The sequence below is a fragment of the Tenuifilum sp. genome (genome assembly GCF_037481895.1).
Classification (GTDB): Bacteria; Bacteroidota; Bacteroidia; order Bacteroidales; family Tenuifilaceae; genus Tenuifilum; species Tenuifilum osseticum.
This window is the reverse complement of the sequence record NZ_JBBFKU010000003.1, coordinates 19,245-45,096: the sequence shown is the minus strand read 5'-3', so window position 1 is coordinate 45,096 and position 25,852 is coordinate 19,245. Positions and strand designations below refer to the sequence as shown.

Here is a 25,852-nt window from a genome sequence, read left to right as displayed (position 1 = left end):
CTACTTATTTAGCTTGTTCCTGCTGAGCTTCGCGAGCAGCACGGGTCGATTTAATGGTAGCAATTACCATGCTCTTAGGCTCAACCACAGTAAACTTATCAAAACTTAGTTCAGCTACCATAATGCTCTTGCCAATTCCAAGATGGGTAACATCAATGGAGATGGCATCGGGCAGGTCCTTAGCTAAACCTTTTACCCTAATTTTGCGCACTACCTGCAAAAGTTTTCCACCAGCCTTAACACCCTCAGCCTGTCCAACCAGGTTAACTGGTAAACCAATGGTTATAGGTTTGTTCTCCGAAACCTTAAGGAAGTCAACGTGTAGAATCTTATCGGTAACAGGATGGTACTGAACCTCTTTAATAATAGCATCGTGCATTTTACCATCAACGTTAAGCTTTACAAGGTAAACAATAGGTGTGTAAATCACCTTCTTGAGTTCCTTCTCGCCTAACGAAATCATAATGTTCTCACCAGCACCGTAAATAACGGCGGGTACAAGCTCCGACTTGCGGCTGTGCTTAGCAGCTTTTTTACCGGTTTCGGTTCTAGGGGCTGCTGAAAGTTCAATTGTTTTCATTTACTCTTGATAATTTTTGTTATTACTTAGGTACTACTCAGGGCTGTCCCTCAATTGCATAACCAGCCCCCCATCGTACCCTATCATGAGGGAAATGGGCTGCAAAGATAGTAAAAAAAATATTTAAAACTAAATGATGAACTTTTCGCTGATTGACTGGTAGTTGTAAACCTTATTGATAACGTCGGCAAAAAGCTCAGCAACCGAAAGCACCTTAATTTTGGAAGTATCCTTATCGGTACGCAGGGGTATGGTATCGGTAACAACCAGTTCGGTAAGCTTTGAGTCGCGAATGCGCTCATAGGCAGAGCCTGAAAGAACGGGATGCGTAGCAAAAGCTCGTACCGATGCCGCCCCTTTACCCATCATCAAATCGGCAGCCATGGTAAGGGTACCGGCGGTATCCACCATATCGTCCAGAATAATTACATGCTTACCCTCAATATCGCCAATAACAGTCATCTCACCTACCTGGTTTGCTTTCTCGCGGTTCTTGTGGCAAACAGCCAGCGATGAGTTTAGGAATCGAGAGTATGCGTTGGCTCGCTTTGCTCCACCCATATCGGGAGCTGCAATCGCAATGTTTTCCAAATTAAGACTCTTGATATAGGGGACAAATATTGATGACGCGTAAAGATGATCAACCGGCACATCGAAAAAGCCCTGAATCTGGTCGGCATGTAGGTCCATGGTCATTACACGATCGGCACCTGCTGCAACGAGCATATTGGCAACCAACTTTGCGCCAATGGCAACACGGGGTTTATCCTTACGATCCTGCCTTGCCCAACCAAAGTAAGGCATCACAGCCACCACCTTATACGCTGAGGCTCTATGAGCAGCATCAATCATCAGTAGCAACTCAAAAAGATTATCAACCGGTGGAAAGGTTGACTGAATGATAAAAACAGTACATCCCCTAACCGACTCATCGAATGAGGGTTGAAACTCACCATCGCTAAAAACGGTTAGGGTTGATTTTCCGAGTGGAATTCCAAAACTTTGAGCTATTCTTTCGGCAAGATAACGCGAGCTACGTCCGGTGAAGAACTTTATTTGGTGCTTGCTGTGCATTTTAGGATTTTTTTCCGTTAATGCTCGCAAATTTACAAATTTTATAGCTCATGTTCTACACCTGGCAATGAGTTATTTTTGCTTCCCGAAAAACCGAATCAATGTAATTAAGCACATCCTCACGTCCTGTGCGAGTTACACACGATGTTGTAAAAATTGGAGGTAGTTCCTCCCACGATTCATGTAGCACTTTTTTGTGCAGCTCAATGTTCTGCTCAAGCACCATGCTGGAAACCTTATCGGTTTTGGTGAAAACAAGGGCAAATGGAACCTGGTTAACTCCAAGCCAATTAATAAACTGGATGTCGATATCCTGAGGTTCAAGGCGGGAATCGATAAGAACAAAAAGCAGGTGCATATTCTCCCGCTTGAGTATGTAGTTAAGCACTATATCCGAGAACTTTTCGCGCTCACCCTTCGATACCTTAGCATAGCCATAACCTGGCAAATCGACCAGGTGCCATGAGTCGTTTATGAGGTAATAGTTGATGAGTTGTGTTTTGCCCGGTGTTTGCGAAACTTTAGCCAAGGCCTTGGTGCAGGTGAGCATGTTAATGAGCGACGATTTACCCACATTGGAACGACCGATAAATGCGTACTCAGGCAAATCGGTTTTTGGGCACTTTTGCACACTAGGATAACTAGCCACAAACTTAGCTGTTCGAATCACCATAGCTTAAAATTTTAGTTAAACAATTTGTCCCAGATCGGTTTCAAAGATACAACCCATCGGAAAGAAAATCAACTTTTTGTGAATAAAAAAAATTGTTTTAAAGTTTATATGGTAAATCATCAACTTTATTTATCATTAACATATTTTAACATTCTGAATCATGTTATAAAACATATTAATAAATTTGGCGCATTGATGCGGGGGGGGGGTAAATTTGCAACACAATACTACAATAATAATGTAAATGATTTGCATTATAGTATAATGTTTGCCAGATATTGATAAACAAAAGAATAATAAAAGAACATCACTTCAAATATTGTCATGTAAATCTATCTATTTACTAGAAATCTTTGATACGTATTCTCTTTTTAAGCAAAAACCTTGATAGGAATTTAAAAAACATTGAATATATGACAGAATTAAAAAGAGTTTTTCCTGGATTTGTTATACAAAATTCTGTAGAGGGTTATTTACATTCCATCTCGAAAAGAAGCAAAAAAATCTATTGGTTAATCATAATGATAATAATAGGAACTCTAGCATCTATGCCATTTATTTTGGTAGACGTTACTATTCGAACATCAGGATTGATTAAGCCAAGCATTGAAAAGCAGAATATTGTCTTACCATATGGGGGTAAGGTCATTTACACTAAACTAAAAAATAATTTAAGGGTAAGTGCAGGCGATACAATCCTAGTAATAGACACCATACCCATTAGTTCTAAAATTAAAACTTTAGAGTTTAATCTTGGTGAGTTAAAATCATATCAGAACGATTTGGGTTTACTTATTGAGCATAATTTTTTACTACAAAAGTTCAATCCAAAGAGTTTGGTAACTTCCAAATATATGCTTGAGGTAAGTAGTTTTCAGCGTCAAATATCAACACAAAGTAATCGGATTGAAAAGTTGAAAAAAGAACATAGCCGAAACACCCTTTTATACAAGCAAAAAATAATTGCCGAGGTCGATTATGAAACAAGTAAGTACAACTTGGACAATGAGATTTTACTTCGAAATCAATTTATAAGCCAGCAGTTAGCCAGCTGGCAAGCAAGCCTAGCCGAGATTACCAACCAAATTCCAAAGATTGAATCCGAAATAGAAACAGCATATAATGAACTTAGCAAGCATTTTATTACGGCGACTTTGAGCGGAACTATTCAACAATGTAATGAGTTGCAAGTAGGTAGTATTATTTATGCCAATCAAATAATTGCAGAGTTGTCGCCCGATTGCGAGTTAATTGCAGTTTGCTATGTGCAACCCAGCGACATCGGTTTTATACGGGTTAATCAGGATGTGAAAATACAGGTGGATGCTTTCAATTATAACCAATGGGGTTTGCTGCCTGCAACCATAAAGGAGGTTTCTGATGATATAGTAAGTGATGGGCAGAATAATATGTACTTTATTGTTAAGTGCAAATTATCAAAAAACTATTTAACACTTCAAAACGGTTTTAAAGGATACATAAAAAAGGGTATGACAATATCATCAAGAATAATAGTAACAGAGCGTAGTGTATATGATTTACTTTTTGATAAAGTTGATAGATGGTTTAATCCATACACTGAAATGAAATAGCGGAAATGAGAGTAAAACAAAGAGATATTACTGATTGTGGTGCAGCCTGTTTGGCTTCAGTTGCAGCGCATTATAAGTTGAATTTACCTATAGCAAAAATTCGTCAGTTCGCTGGTACCGATAGAAAAGGCACCAATGTTTTAGGAATGATAGAGGCGGCTCAAAAAATGGGTTTCCATGCAAAAGGCGTTAGAGGCGATTTCGATAGCCTTTTCAAGATACCAAAACCTTCAATCGCACATGTGGTTGTTAAAGAAGTTCTACAACATTTTGTTGTAATAACTAAAACAACCAAAAAATACATTGAAGTAATGGATCCCGGCGATGGTAGGTTCCATAAAATACCGCACGAAGAATTCAAAAAGTCATGGACAGGTGTATTAATCCTTCTTGTGCCAGGTGAAACATTTAAACCCAAATCCGAAAAAGTTTCATCATCTTTTAGATTCTGGAATCTTATAAAGCCTTACAAGGGCGTATTAACCCAAGCAATTATTGGAGCAGTTCTATATGCGGTTTTGGGCTTATCAACTTCAATTTATGTGGGGAAAATAGTTGATTATGCTATTCCAAGTAACAATGCAAATTTACTGAATCTTTTAGGGATTGCAATGCTAATAATAATTGGGGTAAGGTTCTTGCTAAACATATTCCAGTCGGTTTTTGTTTTAAAAATTGGGCAGAGGATAGATGCTACGCTAATTCTGGGATACTACCAGCATTTGCTAAGGCTGCCTCAGTCCTTTTTCGACACAATGAGAGTTGGCGAAATAATATCAAGAATTAATGATGCAGTGAAAATTCGGTTATTTGTGAACGAGGTAACCGTTAATCTAATTGTAAACGTTTTAATTCTAATTGCATCGTTTATGCTGATGTTCACATTTTACTGGAAGTTGGCTGTAATTATGCTTTTAGTAATGCCGCTATATATCATTACCTATATGATAATTAATAGGCTAAACCGTAAGGTACAAAGGAGCATTATGGAAAATTCAGCAGAGTTAGAATCGCACTTGGTTGAATCCCTAAATTCTATATCAACTATAAAGAGGTTTGGGCTTGAAGGTTACTCCAACTTAAAAACCGAAATGCGATTTGTTAATTTGCTAAAACCATTATATAAATCCGGAATTAACTCAATATATTCCAACAATGTTTCAGGTTTAATATCACAGGTAATTACCATTGTTCTGCTTTGGGTTGGTGCTGGTTTTGTTCTAGAAAGCACAATTACCCCTGGCGAACTTCTTTCATTTTACTCCTTAATAGGCTATCTTACTTCTCCAGTAACCAGTATTATTGGTTTTAATAAAACTTACCAAGATGCTAAAATTGCATCGGATAGGTTGTTCGAAATTTTTGACTTAGAAGTGGAGGATGAAAAAAACAAAATAGAATTCACCGCTGAGCACGTTGGCGATATTACCTTTAAAAATGTTGATTTCCGCTACGGAACAAGGGTGGAGGTTTTTAAGGCGTTAAACCTGCATATACCAAAGGGAAAAGTTACCGCTGTAGTTGGCGAGAGTGGTTCAGGGAAAACTACCCTAACATCGCTGTTGCAGAATATATATCCATTACAAAGCGGAAATATTTACATAGGAAAGTTTGATTTACGGTACTTTACCAACGAATCGTTACGCGATGCAGTGGTGGCTGTACCGCAAAATATCGACTTATTTGCAGGAACAATAGTTGAGAATATTGCAGTGGGGGAGTTTAACCCAAACATTCAGAGGATTATTGAGATTTGCACCCAGCTAGGTATGATTGAGTTTATAGAGAGCCTACCCAATAGGTTTAATACCTACATTGGCGAGCACGGTACATCATTGTCGGGCGGGCAAAAGCAGCGCATTGCCATTGCCCGTGCACTATATAAAAATCCTGAGATACTAATACTCGACGAAGCAACCTCATCGCTGGACTCCATTGCCGAAAGTTTTGTGCAGCATACCGTTGAGTTGATGAGGCAAAAAGGGAAAACCGTAATTGTTATTGCCCATAGGCTATCAACCATTGCTATGGCCGATAATATTATAGTTCTTGACAATGGCAAGGTCGTAGAGCAAGGAGTATTTAAGGAACTAATACATAGTAATGGGCAGTTTTGCCGCATGTGGCAACATCAAACAGTTGAAAAACATATAATTGAAAATTAAAAAAGTTATGAAATTTTTTGAGTACTTAGTGCGTATCGAAAAAATGCACTGCTTAATTAAGGAACAGCGAACCGGCACTCCTGATGAGTTTGCTGCAAAACTAGGAATAAGTCGAACAAGGCTTTACGAAGTTATTGATGAGTTAAAATCGCGAGGAGCTCCAATTGTGTACTCTAAGTCACGTGAAACTTTTTTCTATGAGTACTCTTTTGATATATCGTTGAAATGCACCATGAAACCCCTTAGCCGAAAAGAATTAGTTGAAAAAAATGGGGGCGCTTCACTTCCGTTCCTGTTTTCCGGACGGAACGCACCTAACTTTGCAACTGTAACGTTACAAAAACACAACCAAATTTGGATGGCAAAATTACTAACCTTTTAAAACTAAATTAAAATGGAACAACTATCTTTGAACAAATTTGGCGTACAACAATTAAATGCCAAAGAAATTGTTGAGATTGAAGGGGGTAACCCTTTGTTGTGGTTATTAGCAGGAGTTATTGTAAGCGAACTTCTGGACAGGAACGCACCTGCAGATTTTTGGGAAGGATGGAATGATGCTAAACAAAATAAAAAATAAATAGGTATGAACACACAAAAGAACCCCACATTGCAAAAAATTAAAGCAAGAGAAATGCAGTATTTGGAACCACTTAATGCTACAGATATGTTAAACATTAATGGTGGGACATGGTTATCATACTGGCTTGGTTATATATTATCTTCAATAGATAACAATGTACCAAATGAAGATCAAACCAGATATGGAGGTGCATATTTAGAAACGATAAGTGGTCGAAGTTCAATTATGTAATTTTTTTCATTTCAGATAATTTTTCATTATTTTTGAAAAATTATCTGATTTTATAAACCAAAACCCACATTGTAAATGAAAAATAAATCACTTCAAATTATCATCATATGCCTGCTAATAGTAGCAATAATATTTTGGCAAATATATTTTTACGAAAGAAATTTTTACTCCGTAATATTTTTCTTCATTACTATGTTAATTTACTTAGGCGTGTCGCTGTTTAACGCAAAGAGAGCCCTCTCCTCTGTAGTTTTTGTTGCAATTGGCATAGTCATTAGTATTCTGTTAAGACGGAATTTTGATATTAACGAGTTATCGTGGTCTTTATTGGCATTATCATTAGGCGTATTGGTTTCATATTTATCATATAAGAGCGTAAATCGATAAAATAAAAACTGAAAATGCCACGTTAAGTCACTGCTGTAAAAAAATAAAAAGGAACGAACCCTCGCTCGGCGAAGTTTAGAGTAGCGTAACTTCGACGAGCATGGGCACATATGAGTTTACTACACTACTAGGAATAAGTCGAACAAGGCTTTACGAAGTTATTGATGAGTTAAAATCGAATGGTGCGCCAATTGCATACTCCAAGACAAGCACAACCTTTTATTACGAGTACCCTTTCGATATTTCGTTGGGTTGTACCATGAAACCCCTTAGCCAAAAAGAATTAGTTGAAAAAAATGGGGGTGTTTCACTTCCGTTCTTGTTTTCCGTACGGAACACTCCTAATTTTGCAACTGTAACGTTACACTGCTAACCTCGGCAGGATAAAGAAAGAGGGTTTGATTTTTTAACAATAAAAAGTATTTTTGCTATGGTTAATATAGAATGTTATGGTGTTCAGGAATTGAGCACGGTTGAAAAAAATAGTACAGAAGGTGGCAATATTTGGGTTTTCTTTGCGGGAGCAATAGTTGGTGGCATTGTTTATGATGCTGCAAAAGCGGCGTATATTGCAGCAGTAGAAGGATACATTAATGCTTCTGCTAATGGGACATATGAAGGTATGCCAAGTCCAAGTTTTAGACATTAAGTATAATTAATAATAATGCTGTGAGTTTTATATATCACAGCATTATTTAAATTTATGTACTATGAAATTTTTAATAGTGGAGCCAATTGAAGATAAAAGCTTAGTTCAAAAAAATGAGGGATGGATTTTATCAGAAAAAATTGAAACTGGCAAGGGGTTATATGCGGCCGGAATTGTCTTAGGGATTATTTTAGCAGGTATCTTTTCTTTTATCATTAAAACAACAACCTTATGTAAGACACTTGATTTTTACGTATATAAAAAAATTATTTTGTTTCTTCTTGTAATACCTTTACATGAAATTTCTCATATAATATTTTTTCCATCCTTAAACAATACTGTTATAGGTTTTTCATGGAAAAAAGGTGTATTCTATGTGTCTTCAAGTGAAATTTTTAGCAAAAAAAGACTTTTAATTACAATAATTTTGCCATTCTTGCTTTTAACGATAATCCCATACTTTTTCCTTTATTTTATTAATAGTGAAACTATTGCTTATATTTCATTGTATAATCTTATAGGCTCAGGTATAGATTTAATTACTTTTTTTAAAATATTAAGTATAACAGAAGGTAATCAATTTAGATATAATGGTACTAATCTTTATTTTAGAAAGGTTTCAAAGGAATAACTTTACAATATCTGAACCCTTACAATATAAATTGTGCTAAACGTTAAACACAGAATCATAGAGCAGAGTTTTATTGTTAAGTAATTTTAGCATCCAGTTATAATCAAATTAACTATTTTGTACCCCCTACTATTTCATACATAATTAGTCGGCCCATATTTACACATTAACATATTGACTGTTAATAATATAATAGGTGTTTTTCGGTAAAATATTTGCAAGATTTAGTAAATTTGACTCATAAACCTTGCAATACTTTTTAATATGGCACAAAAGGGAAAAGATCAAAGTCAGGGGAGCTTGTTTTTCTCGTCAAGGGATACCCTAAACCCCAAACACCCCCTATTTTTACTGGCCAACCAGATCCAGTGGGATACTTTCGAGAAGGCCTTCAGAGGGCTGTACTGTGCGGATAATGGGCGACCAGCCAAACCCATTCGCTTAATGGTGGGCCTTCTCATCCTGAAGCATGTATGCAACCTGTCGGATTAGTCGGTGGTGGGGCAATGGAGCGAAAACAGCTATTTCCAATACTTTACGGGCGAGAATTCATTTGTACCGACAGTGCCATGTGAAGCCTCTGAGCTAGTGCATTTTAGAAAGCGGATAGGCGAAAGCGGGGTGGAGCTGATTTTAAAGGAGAGCATTCGGGTCAACGGTAAGGATTCCCTGGACTCAAACGTAAACGTGGACACCACCGTTCAGGAGAAAAACATCACATTCCCCACGGATGCGAAGCTGCACAGGAAGATCATACAGAAATGCAAGGCCATTGCCCAGAAGGAGGGTATTGAGTTACGGCAGAGCTACAGCAGGACACTCAAAAAGCTAGGCCAGGCGCAACGGTTCAGGAACCACCCCCGGAACAGATCGAAGGCGCAGAAAGCCGATAGGAAGGTGAGGACGATAGCCGGTCGCCTGGTGCGGGAGCTGGAACGGAAACTTACACCCAACAGCAGGTATCAAGCAGATTTACAGCTATTTTCGCAGGTTTTGATGCAACGGAAGGACAGTAAGAAAAAGGTTTACTCCATCCATGAGCCCGAGGTGGTGTGCATTTCCAAGGGGAAGGAGCACAAGAAGTATGAGTTTGGCAACAAGGCATCGTTTGCAAAGACCGACAGCGGGGTTATAGTGGGGGCGCTAGGGTTCAGGGACCAGTACGATGGGCATACGCTAAAGCCAACGCTTGAGCAGGTAGAACGGCTAACGGGAAGAATGCCGCAAAGGGTGAAGGTAGACAGGGGGTACAAGTGCTGTAAACAGCTAGGGGATACGGAGGTTCTAATTCCGTCAACCCCATGCAGGTCAGCGAGTTACTACCAGCGCAGAAAGCTAAGCGAAAGGCACAAGAAACGTGCCGGGATTGAGCCCATCATAGGACACCTGAAGGCCGATCATCGCCTCAGCCGCAACTTTTACAAGGGGGTATTAGGCGATAACATCAATATCATGCTGGCAGCCGCAGCATTTAACTTCAAAAGGGTTATGAACAGGTGGAAGAAAAAAATTTCCCATTTCTTCCAAACACTATTTTTCTTTTTACATGCACTCCTTTCCCCTTTCCATGTTTTTCTATTCTCAAGAAAAAATTTAAATCCGACTTTTTAAGGGGCGACTAGTTAAGGAACAGCGAACCAGCACTCCTGATGAGTTTGCTACAAAACTAGGAATAAGTCGAACAAGGCTTTACGAAGTTATTGATGAGTTAAAATCGAATGGTGCGCCAATTGCATACTCCAAGACAAGCACAACCTTTTATTACGAGTACCCTTTCGATATTTCGTTGGGTTGTACCATGAAACCCCTAAGCCAAAAAGAATTAGTTGAAAAAAATGGGGGTGTTTCACTTCCGTTCTTGTTTTCCGTACGGAACACTCCTAATTTTGCAACTGTAACGTTACACTGCTAACCTCGGCAGGATAAAGAAAGAGGGTTTGCCATTTTTAAACACTATTAATTTCTATTAATATGGAACAAACAAAAATTACTGAATTATCCCAAGTCGAAAAAAAGGATATAAATGGGGGTAATGTACCTGTGTCTTGGTATATGGATAGCAGTTCAATTTCAGCAAATGCTAAAGTAATTGATGCATACGGTTCTTTTTGGGGTGGCTTTATTGCTGGTCTTTTTGGTTTCTAACGTAATTTTTTTACCATGAAAAATCTAACTAAAGAAGAACTTATTGAAATAACTGGCGGCAATGAAAAGACTTATAACTTAGGTCATGAAATTGGTGTTGGTATAAGAAAAGGGTTAGAAGCTATTGGTATTTTCCTTCTCTTTTGGTAAAACAAAATGGTATCCCATCAAGGAATACCATTTTTATTAATTTTGTCATAATTTTATTATTATGTCCCATTTTATTGAATTTTTAAAAAAACCATACATTGTAAACAAACAAAATAAAATAGATTGGAAATATTTTTTTACTTTATTATTTTCCTACTATTTAATATTGTTGCCAGTGGGGGTTTTTATTAAAATCATAAATTCTATTTTTAATATAACCCAAAAACAGGTGAATTTAGAATTATTTCCCAAAATAGTGCTTGCATTGTTTATAGTCCCTATTATTGAAGAATTACTTTTTAGATTAATATTAATAATAAATAAAAGAAATTTAATTATTTTTTCATCTATCACACTTATTTTGAGCACTTACAATCTGTTAAAGTCAAACTATTATTTCAGTATAATATTATTTACTTTATCAATATTAGCAGTGTTATTTTTATCAAGATCATTTGAAATAAGAAGTATAATTACAAAATATTATTCAATTTACTTCTATGCAATTGCAATAATTTTTGGTTTAATGCATTTCAAAAACTATAATGGTATCGATGGCTTTTTGTATTTATGGATACCATTTCTAGTGTTTCCACAAATTTTAATGGGCGCGTTTTTTGGTTATATTAGAATAAAATTCGGAATAATTTATTCCATCATATTTCACATGATCATTAATTTATTTGCTATTGGTACAATATAAATCAATAATATTTCAATGCAATTTGAGTAAGGGAATCACTATTAACTGACAAAAGTCGAGATTTTAAGTTTCACTCTCTTTAATGCTCAGTTTATGGGTTATTAATTTTTTTTAAATAGGTCCCCTGTCTAAATCAGGTTTAATCGGAGCAGACCGGGAGGTCCTCCAGCCTGTATTTTGTATATCCTGTTTGTGCTACGAAGTAGTTCGACCATATCGGTCATACTTTAGATGTATTCTTATCGATGATGCCACAACGTAAAATGCCTTTTTTGGTGGCTTAATGGACATATTTCAGGCTTACATATTGTTTAACTCCAATAAATATCGAACTTTGGAGGATTTGAAAGCCTTGAATGAAAAATTTGCTTTTATTGCAAAGGTTCAAGTCGAAAACATAAAGAAGAGCTTTTAAATGAGTTTTATAAGGCATCAGTTCTTGGGATAGTCAATATTAATGGCTAACAGGTGCCAGCCTTCATGAACAATTCAGTCTATATGGGTATTCCTTACAGGCTACTCCCCAGACAAGCACGTTTATGCTTAGCAGATATTTAAATGTATGACTATTAACTATAAGTTTTTTTTGAAAATCACTAAAAATAAAATAGCCTGAATTTTGTCCATTTCGCCTACATCTGAACAACCCATTTCTGCAAGTCATTTTGCAAGTTAACTCTGTTCAGTTTGGCTTCGTTTGAGTTTCTGCTCTCCTTGTTTGCCAATTGATTGTAGGTCCATTTTGGTTCTATTCCCCTTGCTCGGAAGTTTTCAGCATAATAATCTTCATCGTATATAAATTTCCGTCTCAAACATTAGGAAATTCAACTCTAATTGAAATAATTTACATATACCCTAAACGGAAAACTTACCGATTGTAAAGTATGTGGGCAGAGTCCGCCACTTATGGATTAAAAAAATCGCAGATTTTGAGCGAGGGAAGAACTGTATATATACTAATCAATATCTTAAAATTTGTTTGAAACATTTTACCTGAATTGTTGTTTAAGCCAAAAATATGTCGTATGTTTACGACATAAATACAATGGTATGAATAAGTCAGAAGTTTTTGACGAGAAGCTGCAGGAATTGGCAAGGTTTGCCAGGGCCATTTCGCATCCAGCTCGGTTGGCAATACTCCAGTACCTTGCCGAAACCAGGACATGCATATCGGGCGATATTTCGCAGAACCTGCCGCTTAGCCGCACTACCGTTTCGCAGCATTTAAAGGAGCTAAAGGAACTAGGGCTCATACATGGCGAAATTGATGGACTACGGATAAACTACTGCCTCTGCTCGGAGAGCATACATAAATACCTCGATGAGTTTGACTCCTTTTTCGGTAAAGTAAGGAGCGCATCAGTAAATTGTGAGATTTAATCCATAAATAATTTAACTATGAAACTATCAGTAAAAGCAAAGGAAGAACTATTAAAGGTTTTAGAAACCATTGATGAAAACTCAAAGGGAATCCGTATATACAGCACGCAGGGATGCTGTGGCCCTTCAGTGCAAATGGATGTTGCAAGCGCACCACAGCCCGGCGAAACTGCCACTAGCATCGATGGTGTAGATTTCTACATTGAAGATTCATTAGCTGAAACCCTTGCCGAGGTTACCCTCGACCATAACGGGTTTGGATTCCTGATGAATGGCCTGAAAAAAAGCGGTAGTTGCTGCGGCTAAAAACAGAATGCCATGGAAGCCAATCCCTTTTCCGGTAATGGTTTTATGAGCGGAGGTTTTCTCAACCTAACCCCACGCGATGCTTACTACGAGGCTAAAACGGGGAAAGCCATAATTGTTGATGTTAGGGAAGAGAACCTTACAGGCTACAAACGCTTCGACGTACCCAAGGTTATCTACTTACCTTTAAGTGAGCTAAAGCAGAACCTAGGGTTACTTCCCACTGATTTCCCGCTAGTAATTGCCGACTCAACAGGGTTGCGAAGCCACGAAGCAATGGAAATACTTATTGCCAGAGGTTTCACATTAATTGCTAACCTTGCCGGCGGTATTGTTGAGTGGGAACGCGATGGGCTTCCATTAGTAATCAACAACAAGGAACGCCTCGATGGCTCCTGTATGTGTCAGCTAAGGCCAAGGTTTAAGTAAACTTTATATCAAAATGACAAGAATACTGATTTTATGCACAGGCAACAGCTGTCGAAGCCAGATGGCTGAAGGATTTCTGAAATCGTTCGATAAACAGCTAACCGTTGAATCGGCCGGAACAGAACCGGCCGCACAGGTAAACCCAAACGCCGTAAAGGTGATGGCCGAGGTGGGCATTGATATTAGCAAAAACAAACCCAAACTGGTTGACCAGTTTATTGGCCAGGAATGGGATTACGTGATTACGGTTTGCGATAATGCCAAGGAAACCTGTCCGGCATTCCTGGGTAAAGTAAAGCATAGGCTTCACATTGGTTTTGAGGATCCGGCCGAAGCAAAAGGAACACCTGAGGAGGTAATGGCGGTATTCCGAAAAGTTAGAGACGAGATTAAGGATAGGTTTAGTGAGTTTACTAAAACAATTTGATTCATGAAAAAACGTCTGAAGTTTCTGGACAGGTACTTAACCCTGTGGATTTTTTTGGCAATGGCCATAGGTGTACTAAGTGGCCACTTTTTCCCGGGAATAGCTGATTTTTGGGATTCATTGAAACCTTCGCCCGAAAGCACAACCAATATTCCCATTGCAATTGGACTAATACTAATGATGTATCCGCCCCTTGCTAAAGTAAAGTATGAGGAGCTTGGCGATGTTTTCCGAAATTACAGAATTCTTTCGCTTTCGCTTGTTCAGAATTGGCTCATAGGGCCAGTACTCATGTTTGCACTAGCAATAACTTTTTACAAGCTGTTCCCCAGCGAAACCAACCTGCAATACATGTACGGCATCATAATGATAGGGCTTGCACGTTGCATTGCTATGGTTATTGTTTGGAACGATTTGGCCAAAGGCGATACTGAGTATGCGGCTGGCTTGGTTGCTTTTAACTCTATCTTTCAGGTTCTCTTTTACTCAGTATACGCTTATGTATTTATAGCCATACTACCCGGCTGGTTTGGAATACCCACCAACAACTCTGTTGAACAAATTACCATTGGCCAAATAGCTGAAAGTGTTTTTATTTACCTTGGGATACCTTTCATTGCTGGTTTTATTACACGTTTTACCCTAGTTAGGTTAAAGGGCGATAATTGGTTTAACACCAAATTTATACCTAAAATAAGCCCATTAACTTTAATTGCGTTACTCTTTACGATTTTTGTAATGTTCTCCCTTAAAGGGGAATACATAGTAAAAATCCCCATGGATGTTGTGCTTATTGCTATTCCTCTGCTCGCATATTTCGTAATAATGTTCCTTGTATCCTTCTTCATGAGCCGAAAAGCAGGTGCCACGTACGAGCAAACCACCACTCTCTCCTTTACTGCTGCTAGCAACAATTTTGAGCTTGCCATAGCCGTTGCCATTGCTGTTTTTGGTATCAGTTCAGGCGAAGCCTTTGCTGCCGTAATTGGCCCACTGGTTGAAGTTCCTGTGATGATTGGACTTGTAAATGTTGCATTCTACTTCAAAAAAAGATTTTTTTAACCCACAAAAAGCTATATAAGGCCCGCTATATGGGCGGGCTTTTTTTATTTTTACTGTATGGAAATTGAGCGTAAATTTTTGGTTGATCTCCCTAAATGGGAGAAACTAGACAAACCAAACCCTATAAGAATTGTACAGGGTTATCTTAGCACAAACCCTGAGCAAACTATAAGGGTAAGAGTTTGGGCCGATAAAGCCTTTATGACCATTAAAGGCAAAGTTCAAGGGATATCCCGCGAGGAGATTGAGTTTGAAATACCTACCGGTAAGGCCAATGAACTGCTTACCAAGTTTTGTAAAGCAGTTATCAAAAAAAACAGATACCTAATTGTTCATAATAGCAAAACCTGGGAGGTTGATGTGTTTGAAGGCGAAAACGCTGGACTAGTACTTGCAGAGATTGAACTTGGCTCAGAGGACGAAAAATTTACGGTACCCCACTGGATAACCATTGAAGTAACCGACGATTATAGATATTACAATTCGTATCTATCTGAAAACCCATACTCTAGCTGGAAAAAATGATTGACCATGATAATCATTGAGATACCCGGTAGAAAAACTCTACGGATTGAGCACTTGGTGCTCGACTTTAACGGCACTCTTGCCATTGATGGCAAATTGATTGAAGGGGTAAGAGAACGCTTGCAGCAATTATCAACTCAGCTGATGGTTCATGTGATTACCGCCGATACCTTTGGTACTGCAACCCACGAACTAAGAGGTATTGACTGTAAAGTTAAGGTACTTGAAAAGGGGCGGCAGGACAAGCAGAAAAAAATCTACATAAATGAGCTTGGGAAAAATAAATGCGCCACTATTGGCAATGGTTACAACGATTGGCAAATGCTAAAGCATGCCGCCTTGAGTATTGCAACAATTCAAGCAGAAGGTGCTTCAACGCTTTCCCTGAAGCAGGCTTCAATTGTATGCTACAATGTAAACCACGCACTCGATCTTTTACTTAATCCCAACCGTTTGGTAGCTACTCTTAGAAGGTAAACGCAATTAATCAATCCAACTCCAGCATTTGTCAACCATTAGTCCTTTTCGGTAAAAAACACACCAAAAAGGAGCCTTAAATTTGTTAATAAACGTAAAAATACCATATATTACACGCATGAAAAACTAATAGGAGTTGGCATCGAAGGTTGCGTTACTTATTATTAATCAGATTCTTCCGGTTGATAAATTTGAAACAATACTGGAAGCAAAGGGTTATTCGTGCCTAACCTTGGATAGAATTTCCTCCGATATTGAGCTACCTATCTTTAATATTGCCATAGTAGGTCTGGACAATGAAAAAACGTACCTAAAACTAAAAGAGAAAACTGACGACTACGACGGGGTGATACTTTTCTTTTCCGGAAAACATTACAATGAAATTGCCAGCCAAATAGCAAAACTGCCTGAGAGTTTACACATTGAGCCTAATTTTTCAGGGAAAGAACTAGAGCTCGCTATTCAGCTACAGCTGCTCAAAAAGCAGATACAAAAAGCTGAAAGTTTTGCCAGCAGCAACTTTGACACAAACCATGTCAGGCTTAAAAAGATTATAACCGAGGAACAGGCTTGGAGAATAATCTTTGAGCAATCGCCTAACGGCGTTCTCCTCAGCGACGATGAAGGGAACATAATATACACCAATTCTGCCGCTACCGATATTTTAGGCTACACTCGCGACGAGTTCCTAAAAATGCGCTTTCACGACCTTGCGCCCAAGGAGCTAGCGGAGCAGGTAGATACCAATATCAAAAAGATACTGCGAGGCGAATCCCTAATCACTGAGGTCTATAACATTCGAAAAGACGGCAGTAAGCGCTATGTCCAACTTCACGAAACCAGGGTTATTTTTCCAAACGGGAAGTATGGCATAATGGTTATTTCAACCGATATAAGCCGAGCCAAGCAAGCCGAAGAGGCCCTTAAGGAATCGATGGAGATGTATAGGATTCTAGTTGAACACTCCAACGATGGTATTGTATTTGTAAAGGAAGGAATCGTAATCTACGGGAATCCCCGTATCATTGAGATTCTAAAGGCCAAACCCGAAGAGTTCCTTAACCAACCAATAACTAAGTTTATACATCCAAGCCAGAAAGAATTTCTGCTCCAGCGATATAAAAACCGCCTTGCGGGTAACCCTGAGCCAACAATTTACGAAACCATTCTCGTGTCGAGCCAAAATGAGGAAATTAATGTTGAATTTAACGTAAATTTAGTCGATCAGGCGGGTGAAAAGATCGATATTGTTTTCATCCGCGATATCACCATAAGAAAACAGGCCGAAAAGGCCATAAAAGAGAGCGAGGAAAGCTACAAGGGATTATTCAACAACTCAAGCGAAGGCATTCTTATTATTGACTCAAGCGGCGTAATTCTTGATGCCAATAAAAGCGGACTAATACTCTTCGGATACAGCAAGGATGAACTACTCGGAAAAACTATTCATGAAATTACCGATAATACACAAACATCGCTCGAGGAGGTTACCCGTTCTGTAAGGCTTGCATACCAGGGTCATACCCAAAAAATGGAATTTTGGGGGATTAAGAAAAACAATGATCATGTTCCTATTGATATGGTTTTTAACCGAGGCGACTACTTTGGGCTATCGGTTATTTTTGCCATGTGTCACGATATAACCGACCGGAAAAATGCCGAGGCAGTGCTCCGCGAAAGCGAGGAAAAGTACCGTACACTTACTGAGCAGATTCCTGTGGGTCTTTACCGAATTCTTAGCAACGGGCAAATTGTTTACTGCAATCCCGCATTTGCTGAAATTTTTGGGTTTAGTAGCTCACAAGCGGCCACCGGCAGTAATATTAAATCGTTCCTTAGAGATTTTGACAAGTGGTTGGTTGACTGCTCAACTGCCAAACTACCCATTGAGGTTGAAATGTTGAGGGCCGACGGCTCCACCATATGGGTTCAAAATATTCTCCAGCCCAATGTTACCGAAAACCCCGATGCCACATACTTTGATGGTATGCTGACAGACGTAACCGATCGTAAAGTTGCCATAGATGAACTTACTGAAAGCGAGGCTAAGTTCAGAGCCATGCTCTTAGCAATACCTGACCATCTGTTCCGGCTTAACCGCGAAGGCATCCTTATCGACTTTGCCCCAACCGATACAGCATTTTATCCAGAAATAACAAACCTTCACCTGGGCAAAAGCATTGCGGAAATTTTCCCATCATCCATTTACGAAAAATACTCCGAGGCGCTTAGCTATGCTTCAATAACCGGGAAACTTCAAAGGTTTGAGTACTCGTTCAAGCAAGAAAATTCCATATTTTACTACGAGGCTCGCATAGTTCCTGCCGGTGAAAAGATATTCCTGGTACTGCTGCGCGATATCACCCAACAAAAGAAATTCGAGGAGGAGATACGGATTCTGGCACAAACCATAATGAATGCCAACGACAGCATATCAATCACTGACCTCGATGGGAATTTTATATACGTCAATCCTGCCTTCACTAAAGTTTATGGCTATAGCCAAACGGAAATACTGGGAAAAAACATTAACTTAATCAGACCAATAGGTTTCGACTCCGACCTCAGCAAGGAGATTCATTCAGCTACCCAGAAAGGGGGATGGAAAGGCGAGATTCTTAATGTGCGAAAGGATGGAACAATCTTCCCAATATTCCTCTCCACCTCACCGGTATACAACGAGTTCAACGAGCCAATTGCATCGGTGGGAATTGCTAACGATATTACTGAGCGCAAGTTAATTGAACAGGAGCTTATAAGGGCTAAGGAACAGGCCGAGGAGTCGGACAGGTTAAAAACGGCGTTCCTCTCAAACATGAGCCACGAAATCCGCTCGCCCATGAATGCAGTGCTTGGATTTATCCAACTGCTTAAAGCAGAGGAAAGTATTACTGAAACCGGAAAGCAATACATTGAACTGATTGAAAATAGCGGAAACCAGCTTCTTGCCTTAATTGAAGACATTATTGATATCTCAAAGATTCAGTCCAACCAAATAAGAATCAACAAAACTTCATTCGATTTTAACGAACTTTTGCAGGAGCTCTACACCATTTACTCCAACCAGCTCACACGGAAAGCCGATCAAAAAACCCTCCTGTTTAAGCCCGAAATGCCACAGGAATCACCATTTACTGTATATTCCGATCCCGTGAGGGTAAGGCAAGTCCTTAACAATTTGCTGAGCAATGCCATTAAGTTTACACCAGCTGGCCATATCCGATTTGGATATACCCTCATGATAGATGAAGATATGCCCTACATCCAGTGCTATGTTCAGGATACTGGAATTGGTATATCGCCCGAAAAACAGGCTCTTATTTTTGAGCGTTTCCGGCAAGCCGACGATACCTATACCCGTATTTACGGTGGTAGCGGATTAGGATTAGCCATATCCAAAGGATTAGTCGACCTACTAGGAGGACATATTTGGGTAGAAAGCGCTGAGGGTCAAGGCTCAACATTCTACTTCACAATTCCTTTTCAGGAAGGTACAGAGAGTGGTAAGAGCTTAAAAAAAGAGGAACAAAAAAACCTATCGTCGGAGTTGCTAAAAGGCAAAAAGATATTAGTTGTGGAAGATATCAGTGAGATTAGGCTTTACTTTGAACGCTTACTTGAACCAACTGGTGCAAAAACTCTTTTTGCACATAATGCACGCGAGGCACGAGTGCTATTCAAAAAGCATAAGGATATTAGCGTTGTTCTGCTCGACATCAGGCTTCCCGATGCCGATGGTTACACAATAGCTGCGGAGTTCAAACGCCTGCGCCCCGATTTGCCCATTATTGCCCAAACAGCGTATGCGCTCCAGTCAGAGTTTAACAAGAGTATAGAGAGCGGCTGCGACGATTACGTAACCAAACCCATCGACTCACCCCTGCTCATCCAGAAAATTTTAAACTTAATAGAAAAGAAATCCGATAATCACTAAGGAGCTAAGCGCTCAATTTTCCATTGATTATTTATCAGCGTGTACTGTATCCTGTCGTGTAAACGGTTGGGACGCCCCTGCCAGAATTCAAAAAGTGTAGGCACTAGATTGTATCCACCCCAGTTGGGCGGGCGTTTTACGGTTTTCCCTTTAAATTCTTCCTCAAAATCGGCCATTAAGCGTTCCAGATACTTGCGGTTGGGAATCACTGAGCTCTGAGGCGATGCCCAAGCCCCAATTTTGCTGGCTTCGGGTCGTGTCTTAAAGTACCTGTCGCTTTCGGCATCGGTAGCCTTGTGGATTTTACCTTCAATCCTTACCTGTCGCTCAAGCTCAGGCCAGTAAAATACAAGGGCACCGTATGGGTTCTGCAATATATTTTTTGCCTTTCGGCTTTCATAGTTTGTAAAAAAGGACATTCCTTTATCATCGTAATGCTTAAGCAGAACCACTCTTGCCGAAGGCTTGCCATCGAAGGTTGAGGTGGCAAGGGTCATGGCGTTAGGCTCAGGAACTCCAGATTCAATTGCCTGGCTAAGCCAAAGGTCGAATTGTTCAATGGGTGTAGGCTTAACATCGTTCTCGCTGAGCGACTTCAAGGAATACTCGTGTCTGAGTGCGTTAAGGTCTTTAGGGCTCATGACATCATCATTAAAATTAATCCATCTGTATGTCGATTCGCTGCCTACGACCATTAATGGCGCTTCTGATACTGGCATTTAGGTCGAAACCAAGTATCAACCCAAATGCATTAAAGTAGAGCCAAAGCTGAAAAGCTATTAGCCCTCCCAGTGAACCATAAAACTTATTATACTGTCCAAAACGGTTCACATAGTATGAAAAGGCAAAGGAGGTAAGAATTATGAGTACGGTTGCAAGTATGGCTCCGGGTGAGAAAAAGCTAAACTTGTCCTTGCGCGACGGGGCAAGGTAATATACCAGCGATATGCCAAAAAAGAAAACCAGCACGGCAAGCAACCACTTAATAATCATAGCGATAAACAAAATCGACGATGAATGTAAAACACCCCAGTTGCCCAAAATGTTCAATAGGGTCTCCCCAAAAAACAGCAGCACAATACCAAGTATCACTATTAATGGCAACAGAAAGGTTAAAAGCAGTGCAATTAGGTGTTGCTCAACAAAGCTACGGGTTTCAATTGTATGGTATGTGGCATTGAACGCATCAATAAGGGCGCTTACACCGTTGTGGCTGAAAAATATGGCCGCAAGGAAACCAAACGAAAGTAAACCGGAACTCTTAGTGGTAACCACCTCAACCAAAGTTGCCTCAACCGTTTGGTAGGCGTAGGTTGGCATAATCCCCTTTGCCAGCTGTAGCAGCTGAAACTGAAAATTTTCAAGTGGTAGGTATGGAATAAGCGTGAAGATAAAAATTAGCAGGGGAACCGTTGCCAGAAAAAAGCTAAAGGCCACGGCCGATGCCCTTGTAGTAATAGCACCATTTACAATGCCGCGGAAAAAATATCGAATTACATCTACCACCGGAACCCCGTGTAGGCTTGGCACCGTAAAACGTTTTAACCTTCCCCGGAACAAGACAGCCCAAATACGCAACACTTTCCCCATTGCGCTGATTTTCCCGAAAGGTTTTGCCATACCCTATTCCACTTTTTTGAGGTTCATGTCGATACTTTTAATTTGATGAGTTATTGCCCCCACCGAAATGTAATCGACCCCACAGAGAGCGTAATCACGGATTGTAGATAGATTTATACCCCCTGACGACTCCGTTTCAAAACGTCCATTAACCATTTCAACCGCTTTGCGGGTATCGCTAACTGTAAAATTATCGAGCATAATACGACGCACTCCACCAACGCGCAGCACAGTTTCCACGTCGTTTAAACTACGTGTTTCAACCTCAATATCCAGGTTCCGTCCGGTTTTGGCAAGGTATTCATTAGCCATACTAATTGCTTGCTCAATCCCTCCTGCAAAGTCGATATGGTTATCCTTAAGCATAATCATATCAAAAAGTCCCATCCTGTGATTCAAACCGCCACCAATGGCAACGGCCATTTTATCGAGAATACGCATACCGGGAGTGGTTTTGCGGGTATCGAGCACTTTAGCTTTTGTGCCCTCGCAAAGTTTAACATACTCCCGGGTTTGGGTAGCAACGCCGCTCATACGCTGAAGCACATTAAGCACAATCCTCTCAGCCTGTAAAAGTGCATGAACCCTGCCGTAAGCCCTAAAAGCGATATCGCCAGGTTGGAGAAATTCGCCATCGGATTTTAAAAAGTTAATGCTGATATTTCCATCAATACGCTTGTATATGCGCTCAGCAACCCGTAAGCCTGCAATTACACCCTCCTGCTTCATCATGAGCTGCACAGCACCCACCGCATCGTATGGTATACAGGAAAGGGAAGAGTGGTCGCCATCGCCTAAGTCCTCAGCAATGGCTAAGTCAATTAGCCTATCAATAAGTTGGTCGTATGGGGTCATGATCTTACTTTGGATTAATGGCTGTTTCTGGCTCAATTCGGAACTGATGAATATAGGTTTTACCCTGCTCAGTTTTCATGAATATAGATACCCGGAATAGCCCGTTCTTACACTGAAGTGTACCAATAGCAAAAGCTGTCAAATCCTTTGCTCCCTGATGGTTTACGGTAAACTTAACCGGAATATTCTTTTCAAAGAATGATCGTAGCAGTAAAACCGCTTGAGCTTGGCTGTAAAAGTTTTCATCGCCAAGCAAATCAATCTCAACAGTTTTGAAAAAATATCGGGTTAAGTTATCAACATCGCCCTTTTCAAGGGCCTCGGCGCTCTTTTTAACAATTGTTTCAGGTGAATCCTGATAAACTAAAGTATCGGCCTTTGAAGCCATGAGAAGCAAAGCCGATATGAAATAAACTAATGATTTACGTAACATGTGCGGTATTTTCATTTCAACATTTTCCCAAAAATTTGAACTCATTTCAGCATTCGATAGCTACAAATTGTAAGCCAAATAAAAGCATAATCAAATAAAAATACAAGAACAAATCCAAAGTTAAACAATTTTAAGGAGAATGGAAACTCCTGGGAATTCAACCTATGGATTTGATACCAGTAAGGCAACGGAATAAAACTTCCACCGTTTTGAATTTCCACACACTCAAAACTATCTATTACCTTTGCGGAAATTGATTCTTATGCTGCCACAGGGTTGTAATCCGGAATGCAGGGGGTGTAGCCACAGGGATTGGTCCATGACCGATAGCCTTGAGCAAAAAAGAGCATTCATCAAGGGGAAGTTACCGGAATGGGCTAGCTGCGTTGAACCCGTGCGTTCAGTTACCGAAGATAAGCGTTGGGGATATCGCACTAAAACAACCCTAAGTGCAAGGTTTAATGGAAATGTTTGGGAGTTTGGAATGTGGCGGCGCGATGAGTTCATCCCTATTCCCAACTGCCCTGTACATGCCCCAGAGTTGAACAAAACACTTGCCCTGCTTGCGGATTCATTTCCACGGGAACACTTATTTGCGCTTGCATACATTGTAATTTCAGGCGCACAGGCTGTTTTGGTAATCAAATCGAAACATGAGCCAACGTTGAGTTGGCTAAGCGAAGAGGTTGTAAAAGGCCTTGCCAGCTTAGGGATTGAGGGTTTATGGTACCACATGAATCCTTCAACAGGCCGAAGGATTTTTGAGAAATCCGGATGGAGGTTAATATGGGGGAAGCCCCGTTCAACCGATTACAATGGATTACTTTACGGCCCAGCCGCATTTCAACAACTAATTCCAGAACTATACAACCAGTCGCTACTCGAGGCTGAAAACTTCCTAAATCCGAGCATCCAAAGCGCTGTAATTGACCTTTACTGCGGCACAGGTAACTCCATGCTGCGTTGGGCTAACCAAAATGCCGATGTTTTAGGTATTGAGCTTGGAGGTGAGGCTGTAGAGTGCGCCCGTTTGAATGTCCCCCAAGCAATGGTTTTGCGGGGTGCTTGCAGGCAAAGGGTCCCTCAAATTGCTGATTGGGCTGATAAAAAACGCAGTCAAGGAAAAGAAATACTGCTTTACGTAAACCCCCCACGCACGGGGCTTGAAACTGAGGTTACAGATTGGATTACTAAGCAGGGGCTTCCCATTCGAATTGCCTACCTATCGTGTAGCCCGGGTACCCTCTCAAAGAATTTGAAATTGCTCTGCACAAGCGGTTACCGTTTAGTGCGGTGCGTGCCATTCGATTTCTTCCCGCAAACGCACCATGTGGAAACGCTTGCTTTACTTGAGAAAGTCAGCGCTGATAGGCATTAGCATCGACACTTAAACAGCTAAAGCTCTCCCTAAGCGATGTCTTATCCTCAGCAACAATAATAAGCTTATCGTTTGGTTCAATTACCGTTGCACCGGTAGGGGAAATGTACCTATCGTTGCGCTGAATAAGAACAATTAGCGATTTTTCAGGAAAATTAAGGTCAACTATTCGTTTCCCAACTACACAGCTATCGTCAGGTATGTCAACCTCAACCATTTCGGTGCTAATATTTTCCCTGAGCATAACATCAACAGGGGTAATTTGCTTAACCCTTTGTGGTAGCAAAACCCTAAACCACTTTGCAACTCGAATAAGCGATGTACCCTGAATTAACACCGAAGTCAAGGTGATAAAGAATACAATATTGAATATCTCCTGAGCCTTAGCCATTCCAGCAATCAAGGGGTATGTGGCAAGTACAATTGGCACTGCGCCACGCAATCCTACCCAGGCAATGTACCACCGCTCACGGTTTTTCATCCTGTAAGGGGAAAGACTAATGAAAACGCTCAATGGCCTTGCAACAAACATTAACCCAAAGGCTATAAGCAACCCGTTCCCTATGTGCGGAATAATTTCACCCGCATTCACCAGTAAACCAAGTGTAATGAAAAGGATTATTTGCATAAGCCAAGCCAACCCATCGAACATTTTCAGGATAGTCTTTTTATGTATTAAGTGACTGTTTCCCAGAAATATTGCCGATAAGTAAACAGCCAAAAATCCATTCCCTCCAATAAAATCGGTTAGGGAAAAGGTTAGCAACATCAGGGTAATTGCTAATACAGGGTATAACCCTTCATATTCAAGCTTGATATTGTTAATTATGTATTTACTTGCATACCCAAAACCCACTCCCATACCAATGCCAATTATTATCTGGCTTAGAAAGAGTTTTACAACCTCCCAGAATGACAAAGCGGGGCTTGTAGCAAGTCCAAGAAAAATGATGGTCAATAGATAGGCCATAGGGTCGTTACTGCCGCTCTCAAGCTCAAGGGTTGGCCTCAGATTACCCTTTAGGGCTAAATTTTTAGAGCGAAGTATTGAGAAAACAGCAGCTGCATCGGTTGACGATATAATTGAGCCAATTAAAAAGCTTTCCGTAACACTAAAATCAGTTACTAGCCAGGTTATAAACCCCGAGAAAAGAGCCGTTAACACCACCCCCAGGGTGGAAAGGGTTATACCATGCCGTAAAATCGGCTTAATGCTAATCCAGTTTGTTTCGAACCCCCCTGCAAATAGAATAAAGTTTAAGGCAACAACCCCAATAAACTGAGCCGTAAGGGCATCGTTAAAAACAACCAGTCCTGAAAAAGACGTACCCGCAAGCATTCCAACAAACAGGAAAAAGATGAGCGTTGGAACACCCAAGCGGAACGAAGTTTTTCCAGCTATCAAGCTAATGAATAGCAGCAAAGAACCAATCAGTAAAAAGTTCTCAGTGGTAAAGTTCATT

Annotated in this window: 28 protein-coding genes and 1 pseudogene; 21 read left to right on the top strand and 8 right to left on the bottom strand. The window is 40.1% G+C overall.

All coding sequences use genetic code 11. The annotated features are described in order from the left end of the window. Nucleotides 1–4: 4 nt before the first annotated feature. From WHS63_RS01540 to yihA, 3 genes are all read right to left on the bottom strand, one after another. On the bottom strand, nucleotides 5–580 hold the full coding sequence (locus WHS63_RS01540) for a 50S ribosomal protein L25/general stress protein Ctc (protein ID WP_369489281.1): 576 nt from the start codon (nucleotides 578–580) through the stop codon (nucleotides 5–7). A gap of 129 nt (nucleotides 581–709) precedes the next feature. Continuing rightward, complete coding sequence (locus WHS63_RS01535; protein WP_445198654.1) at nucleotides 710–1,654, bottom strand: ribose-phosphate diphosphokinase; 945 nt, start codon at nucleotides 1,652–1,654, stop codon at nucleotides 710–712. 55 nt (nucleotides 1,655–1,709) lie between these two features. Further along, nucleotides 1,710–2,327, bottom strand: a complete 618-nt coding sequence (gene yihA / locus WHS63_RS01530) for a ribosome biogenesis GTP-binding protein YihA/YsxC (protein ID WP_445203581.1) — start codon at nucleotides 2,325–2,327, stop codon at nucleotides 1,710–1,712. Nucleotides 2,328–2,740: 413 nt separating this feature from the next. Between yihA and WHS63_RS01525 the strand changes: the two genes are divergently transcribed. The 20 genes and pseudogenes from WHS63_RS01525 to WHS63_RS01430 all read left to right on the top strand — a co-directional run bounded on the left by WHS63_RS01525 (nucleotide 2,741) and on the right by WHS63_RS01430 (nucleotide 20,103). Next, entirely contained in the window at nucleotides 2,741–3,919 is a 1,179-nt protein-coding gene (locus tag WHS63_RS01525; RefSeq protein WP_445198652.1) for an HlyD family secretion protein, read from the top strand. A 5-nt stretch (nucleotides 3,920–3,924) separates the two neighbouring features. Further along, nucleotides 3,925–6,084 carry a peptidase domain-containing ABC transporter gene (locus WHS63_RS01520; RefSeq protein WP_445198651.1) on the top strand — a complete coding sequence of 720 codons (2,160 nt, stop codon included), beginning with the start codon at nucleotides 3,925–3,927 and terminating at the stop codon, nucleotides 6,082–6,084. Between the two features lie 7 nt (nucleotides 6,085–6,091). Continuing rightward, entirely contained in the window at nucleotides 6,092–6,466 is a 375-nt protein-coding gene (locus WHS63_RS01515) for an HTH domain-containing protein (RefSeq protein ID WP_445198650.1), read from the top strand. Between the two features lie 12 nt (nucleotides 6,467–6,478). Then, on the top strand, nucleotides 6,479–6,664 hold the full coding sequence (locus tag WHS63_RS01510; protein ID WP_445198649.1) for a hypothetical protein: 186 nt from the start codon (nucleotides 6,479–6,481) through the stop codon (nucleotides 6,662–6,664). A 6-nt stretch (nucleotides 6,665–6,670) separates the two neighbouring features. Next, nucleotides 6,671–6,898 carry a hypothetical protein gene (locus WHS63_RS01505; RefSeq protein WP_445198648.1) on the top strand — a complete coding sequence of 76 codons (228 nt, stop codon included), beginning with the start codon at nucleotides 6,671–6,673 and terminating at the stop codon, nucleotides 6,896–6,898. 487 nt (nucleotides 6,899–7,385) lie between these two features. Further along, nucleotides 7,386–7,658: a hypothetical protein gene (locus WHS63_RS01500; protein ID WP_445203580.1), complete on the top strand. Its 273-nt coding sequence runs from the start codon at nucleotides 7,386–7,388 to the stop codon at nucleotides 7,656–7,658. 57 nt (nucleotides 7,659–7,715) lie between these two features. Then, on the top strand, nucleotides 7,716–7,934 hold the full coding sequence (locus WHS63_RS01495; protein WP_445203579.1) for a hypothetical protein: 219 nt from the start codon (nucleotides 7,716–7,718) through the stop codon (nucleotides 7,932–7,934). Nucleotides 7,935–7,995: 61 nt separating this feature from the next. Then, nucleotides 7,996–8,565 (top strand): DUF3267 domain-containing protein, encoded by a 570-nt coding sequence (locus tag WHS63_RS01490; protein WP_445203578.1) that lies wholly within the window; start codon nucleotides 7,996–7,998, stop codon nucleotides 8,563–8,565. Between the two features lie 264 nt (nucleotides 8,566–8,829). Next, nucleotides 8,830–10,176, top strand: a pseudogene (locus tag WHS63_RS01485) (IS5 family transposase). A 360-nt stretch (nucleotides 10,177–10,536) separates the two neighbouring features. Continuing rightward, on the top strand, nucleotides 10,537–10,710 hold the full coding sequence (locus WHS63_RS01480) for a hypothetical protein (protein WP_445201997.1): 174 nt from the start codon (nucleotides 10,537–10,539) through the stop codon (nucleotides 10,708–10,710). A 15-nt stretch (nucleotides 10,711–10,725) separates the two neighbouring features. Next, nucleotides 10,726–10,860 (top strand): bacteriocin, encoded by a 135-nt coding sequence (locus WHS63_RS01475; protein WP_445201996.1) that lies wholly within the window; start codon nucleotides 10,726–10,728, stop codon nucleotides 10,858–10,860. 61 nt (nucleotides 10,861–10,921) lie between these two features. After that, complete coding sequence (locus WHS63_RS01470; protein ID WP_445201995.1) at nucleotides 10,922–11,563, top strand: CPBP family glutamic-type intramembrane protease; 642 nt, start codon at nucleotides 10,922–10,924, stop codon at nucleotides 11,561–11,563. Nucleotides 11,564–12,613: 1,050 nt separating this feature from the next. Then, nucleotides 12,614–12,943, top strand: a complete 330-nt coding sequence (locus tag WHS63_RS01465) for an ArsR/SmtB family transcription factor (protein WP_445199628.1) — start codon at nucleotides 12,614–12,616, stop codon at nucleotides 12,941–12,943. An 18-nt stretch (nucleotides 12,944–12,961) separates the two neighbouring features. Further along, nucleotides 12,962–13,249, top strand: coding sequence for a hypothetical protein (locus tag WHS63_RS01460; RefSeq protein WP_445199627.1), 288 nt, complete (start codon nucleotides 12,962–12,964; stop codon nucleotides 13,247–13,249). Between the two features lie 12 nt (nucleotides 13,250–13,261). After that, nucleotides 13,262–13,678, top strand: a complete 417-nt coding sequence (locus tag WHS63_RS01455) for a rhodanese-like domain-containing protein (protein WP_445199626.1) — start codon at nucleotides 13,262–13,264, stop codon at nucleotides 13,676–13,678. A gap of 13 nt (nucleotides 13,679–13,691) precedes the next feature. Continuing rightward, nucleotides 13,692–14,105: an arsenate reductase ArsC gene (locus WHS63_RS01450; RefSeq protein WP_445199625.1), complete on the top strand. Its 414-nt coding sequence runs from the start codon at nucleotides 13,692–13,694 to the stop codon at nucleotides 14,103–14,105. A gap of 3 nt (nucleotides 14,106–14,108) precedes the next feature. Further along, nucleotides 14,109–15,167: an ACR3 family arsenite efflux transporter gene (arsB, locus tag WHS63_RS01445; RefSeq protein ID WP_445201609.1), complete on the top strand. Its 1,059-nt coding sequence runs from the start codon at nucleotides 14,109–14,111 to the stop codon at nucleotides 15,165–15,167. Nucleotides 15,168–15,224: 57 nt separating this feature from the next. Continuing rightward, nucleotides 15,225–15,692, top strand: a complete 468-nt coding sequence (locus WHS63_RS01440) for a CYTH domain-containing protein (protein ID WP_445199623.1) — start codon at nucleotides 15,225–15,227, stop codon at nucleotides 15,690–15,692. A gap of 6 nt (nucleotides 15,693–15,698) precedes the next feature. Continuing rightward, nucleotides 15,699–16,169 (top strand): HAD family hydrolase, encoded by a 471-nt coding sequence (locus WHS63_RS01435; RefSeq protein WP_445199622.1) that lies wholly within the window; start codon nucleotides 15,699–15,701, stop codon nucleotides 16,167–16,169. A gap of 136 nt (nucleotides 16,170–16,305) precedes the next feature. Further along, nucleotides 16,306–20,103 (top strand): PAS domain S-box protein, encoded by a 3,798-nt coding sequence (locus WHS63_RS01430; protein ID WP_445203577.1) that lies wholly within the window; start codon nucleotides 16,306–16,308, stop codon nucleotides 20,101–20,103. Here the strand turns inward: WHS63_RS01430 and pdxH are convergent. From pdxH to WHS63_RS01410, 4 genes are read right to left on the bottom strand one after another with little or no spacing between them, the layout of a single operon-like run. Continuing rightward, nucleotides 20,100–20,744 (bottom strand): pyridoxamine 5'-phosphate oxidase, encoded by a 645-nt coding sequence (gene pdxH, locus WHS63_RS01425; RefSeq protein ID WP_445203576.1) that lies wholly within the window; start codon nucleotides 20,742–20,744, stop codon nucleotides 20,100–20,102. The two genes, WHS63_RS01430 and pdxH, sit on opposite strands and share 4 nt — an antisense overlap. Nucleotides 20,745–20,760: 16 nt before the next feature. After that, entirely contained in the window at nucleotides 20,761–21,723 is a 963-nt protein-coding gene (locus WHS63_RS01420) for a YihY/virulence factor BrkB family protein (protein ID WP_445203575.1), read from the bottom strand. 3 nt (nucleotides 21,724–21,726) lie between these two features. Next, nucleotides 21,727–22,578 carry a carboxylating nicotinate-nucleotide diphosphorylase gene (nadC, locus tag WHS63_RS01415; protein WP_445203574.1) on the bottom strand — a complete coding sequence of 284 codons (852 nt, stop codon included), beginning with the start codon at nucleotides 22,576–22,578 and terminating at the stop codon, nucleotides 21,727–21,729. 4 nt (nucleotides 22,579–22,582) lie between these two features. After that, a complete protein-coding gene (locus WHS63_RS01410) occupies nucleotides 22,583–23,011 on the bottom strand; it encodes a DUF4783 domain-containing protein (protein ID WP_445203573.1) in 429 nt (142 codons plus the stop codon). A gap of 244 nt (nucleotides 23,012–23,255) precedes the next feature. Here WHS63_RS01410 and WHS63_RS01405 point away from each other — a divergent pair, with 244 nt between their 5' ends. Next, on the top strand, nucleotides 23,256–24,389 hold the full coding sequence (locus tag WHS63_RS01405) for a class I SAM-dependent RNA methyltransferase (RefSeq protein WP_445203572.1): 1,134 nt from the start codon (nucleotides 23,256–23,258) through the stop codon (nucleotides 24,387–24,389). Here the strand turns inward: WHS63_RS01405 and WHS63_RS01400 are convergent. After that, nucleotides 24,370–25,851: a potassium/proton antiporter gene (locus WHS63_RS01400; RefSeq protein ID WP_445203571.1), complete on the bottom strand. Its 1,482-nt coding sequence runs from the start codon at nucleotides 25,849–25,851 to the stop codon at nucleotides 24,370–24,372. The genes WHS63_RS01405 and WHS63_RS01400 overlap by 20 nt on opposite strands. Nucleotide 25,852 lies beyond the last annotated feature (1 nt).

What these genes read in the sequence shown, in the direction of transcription:
- WHS63_RS01540 (WP_369489281.1), bottom strand. Translation starts at nt 580, where the DNA reads ATGAAAACAATTGAACTTTCAGCAGCCCCTAGAACCGAAACCGGTAAA.
- WHS63_RS01535 (WP_445198654.1), bottom strand. Translation starts at nt 1,654, where the DNA reads ATGCACAGCAAGCACCAAATAAAGTTCTTCACCGGACGTAGCTCGCGT.
- yihA (WP_445203581.1), bottom strand. Translation starts at nt 2,327, where the DNA reads ATGGTGATTCGAACAGCTAAGTTTGTGGCTAGTTATCCTAGTGTGCAA.
- WHS63_RS01525 (WP_445198652.1), top strand. Translation starts at nt 2,741, where the DNA reads ATGACAGAATTAAAAAGAGTTTTTCCTGGATTTGTTATACAAAATTCT.
- WHS63_RS01520 (WP_445198651.1), top strand. Translation starts at nt 3,925, where the DNA reads ATGAGAGTAAAACAAAGAGATATTACTGATTGTGGTGCAGCCTGTTTG.
- WHS63_RS01515 (WP_445198650.1), top strand. Translation starts at nt 6,092, where the DNA reads ATGAAATTTTTTGAGTACTTAGTGCGTATCGAAAAAATGCACTGCTTA.
- WHS63_RS01510 (WP_445198649.1), top strand. Translation starts at nt 6,479, where the DNA reads ATGGAACAACTATCTTTGAACAAATTTGGCGTACAACAATTAAATGCC.
- WHS63_RS01505 (WP_445198648.1), top strand. Translation starts at nt 6,671, where the DNA reads ATGAACACACAAAAGAACCCCACATTGCAAAAAATTAAAGCAAGAGAA.
- WHS63_RS01500 (WP_445203580.1), top strand. Translation starts at nt 7,386, where the DNA reads ATGGGCACATATGAGTTTACTACACTACTAGGAATAAGTCGAACAAGG.
- WHS63_RS01495 (WP_445203579.1), top strand. Translation starts at nt 7,716, where the DNA reads ATGGTTAATATAGAATGTTATGGTGTTCAGGAATTGAGCACGGTTGAA.
- WHS63_RS01490 (WP_445203578.1), top strand. Translation starts at nt 7,996, where the DNA reads ATGAAATTTTTAATAGTGGAGCCAATTGAAGATAAAAGCTTAGTTCAA.
- WHS63_RS01480 (WP_445201997.1), top strand. Translation starts at nt 10,537, where the DNA reads ATGGAACAAACAAAAATTACTGAATTATCCCAAGTCGAAAAAAAGGAT.
- WHS63_RS01475 (WP_445201996.1), top strand. Translation starts at nt 10,726, where the DNA reads ATGAAAAATCTAACTAAAGAAGAACTTATTGAAATAACTGGCGGCAAT.
- WHS63_RS01470 (WP_445201995.1), top strand. Translation starts at nt 10,922, where the DNA reads ATGTCCCATTTTATTGAATTTTTAAAAAAACCATACATTGTAAACAAA.
- WHS63_RS01465 (WP_445199628.1), top strand. Translation starts at nt 12,614, where the DNA reads ATGAATAAGTCAGAAGTTTTTGACGAGAAGCTGCAGGAATTGGCAAGG.
- WHS63_RS01460 (WP_445199627.1), top strand. Translation starts at nt 12,962, where the DNA reads ATGAAACTATCAGTAAAAGCAAAGGAAGAACTATTAAAGGTTTTAGAA.
- WHS63_RS01455 (WP_445199626.1), top strand. Translation starts at nt 13,262, where the DNA reads ATGGAAGCCAATCCCTTTTCCGGTAATGGTTTTATGAGCGGAGGTTTT.
- WHS63_RS01450 (WP_445199625.1), top strand. Translation starts at nt 13,692, where the DNA reads ATGACAAGAATACTGATTTTATGCACAGGCAACAGCTGTCGAAGCCAG.
- arsB (WP_445201609.1), top strand. Translation starts at nt 14,109, where the DNA reads ATGAAAAAACGTCTGAAGTTTCTGGACAGGTACTTAACCCTGTGGATT.
- WHS63_RS01440 (WP_445199623.1), top strand. Translation starts at nt 15,225, where the DNA reads ATGGAAATTGAGCGTAAATTTTTGGTTGATCTCCCTAAATGGGAGAAA.
- WHS63_RS01435 (WP_445199622.1), top strand. Translation starts at nt 15,699, where the DNA reads ATGATAATCATTGAGATACCCGGTAGAAAAACTCTACGGATTGAGCAC.
- pdxH (WP_445203576.1), bottom strand. Translation starts at nt 20,744, where the DNA reads ATGAGCCCTAAAGACCTTAACGCACTCAGACACGAGTATTCCTTGAAG.
- WHS63_RS01420 (WP_445203575.1), bottom strand. Translation starts at nt 21,723, where the DNA reads ATGGCAAAACCTTTCGGGAAAATCAGCGCAATGGGGAAAGTGTTGCGT.
- nadC (WP_445203574.1), bottom strand. Translation starts at nt 22,578, where the DNA reads ATGACCCCATACGACCAACTTATTGATAGGCTAATTGACTTAGCCATT.
- WHS63_RS01410 (WP_445203573.1), bottom strand. Translation starts at nt 23,011, where the DNA reads ATGTTACGTAAATCATTAGTTTATTTCATATCGGCTTTGCTTCTCATG.
- WHS63_RS01400 (WP_445203571.1), bottom strand. Translation starts at nt 25,851, where the DNA reads ATGAACTTTACCACTGAGAACTTTTTACTGATTGGTTCTTTGCTGCTA.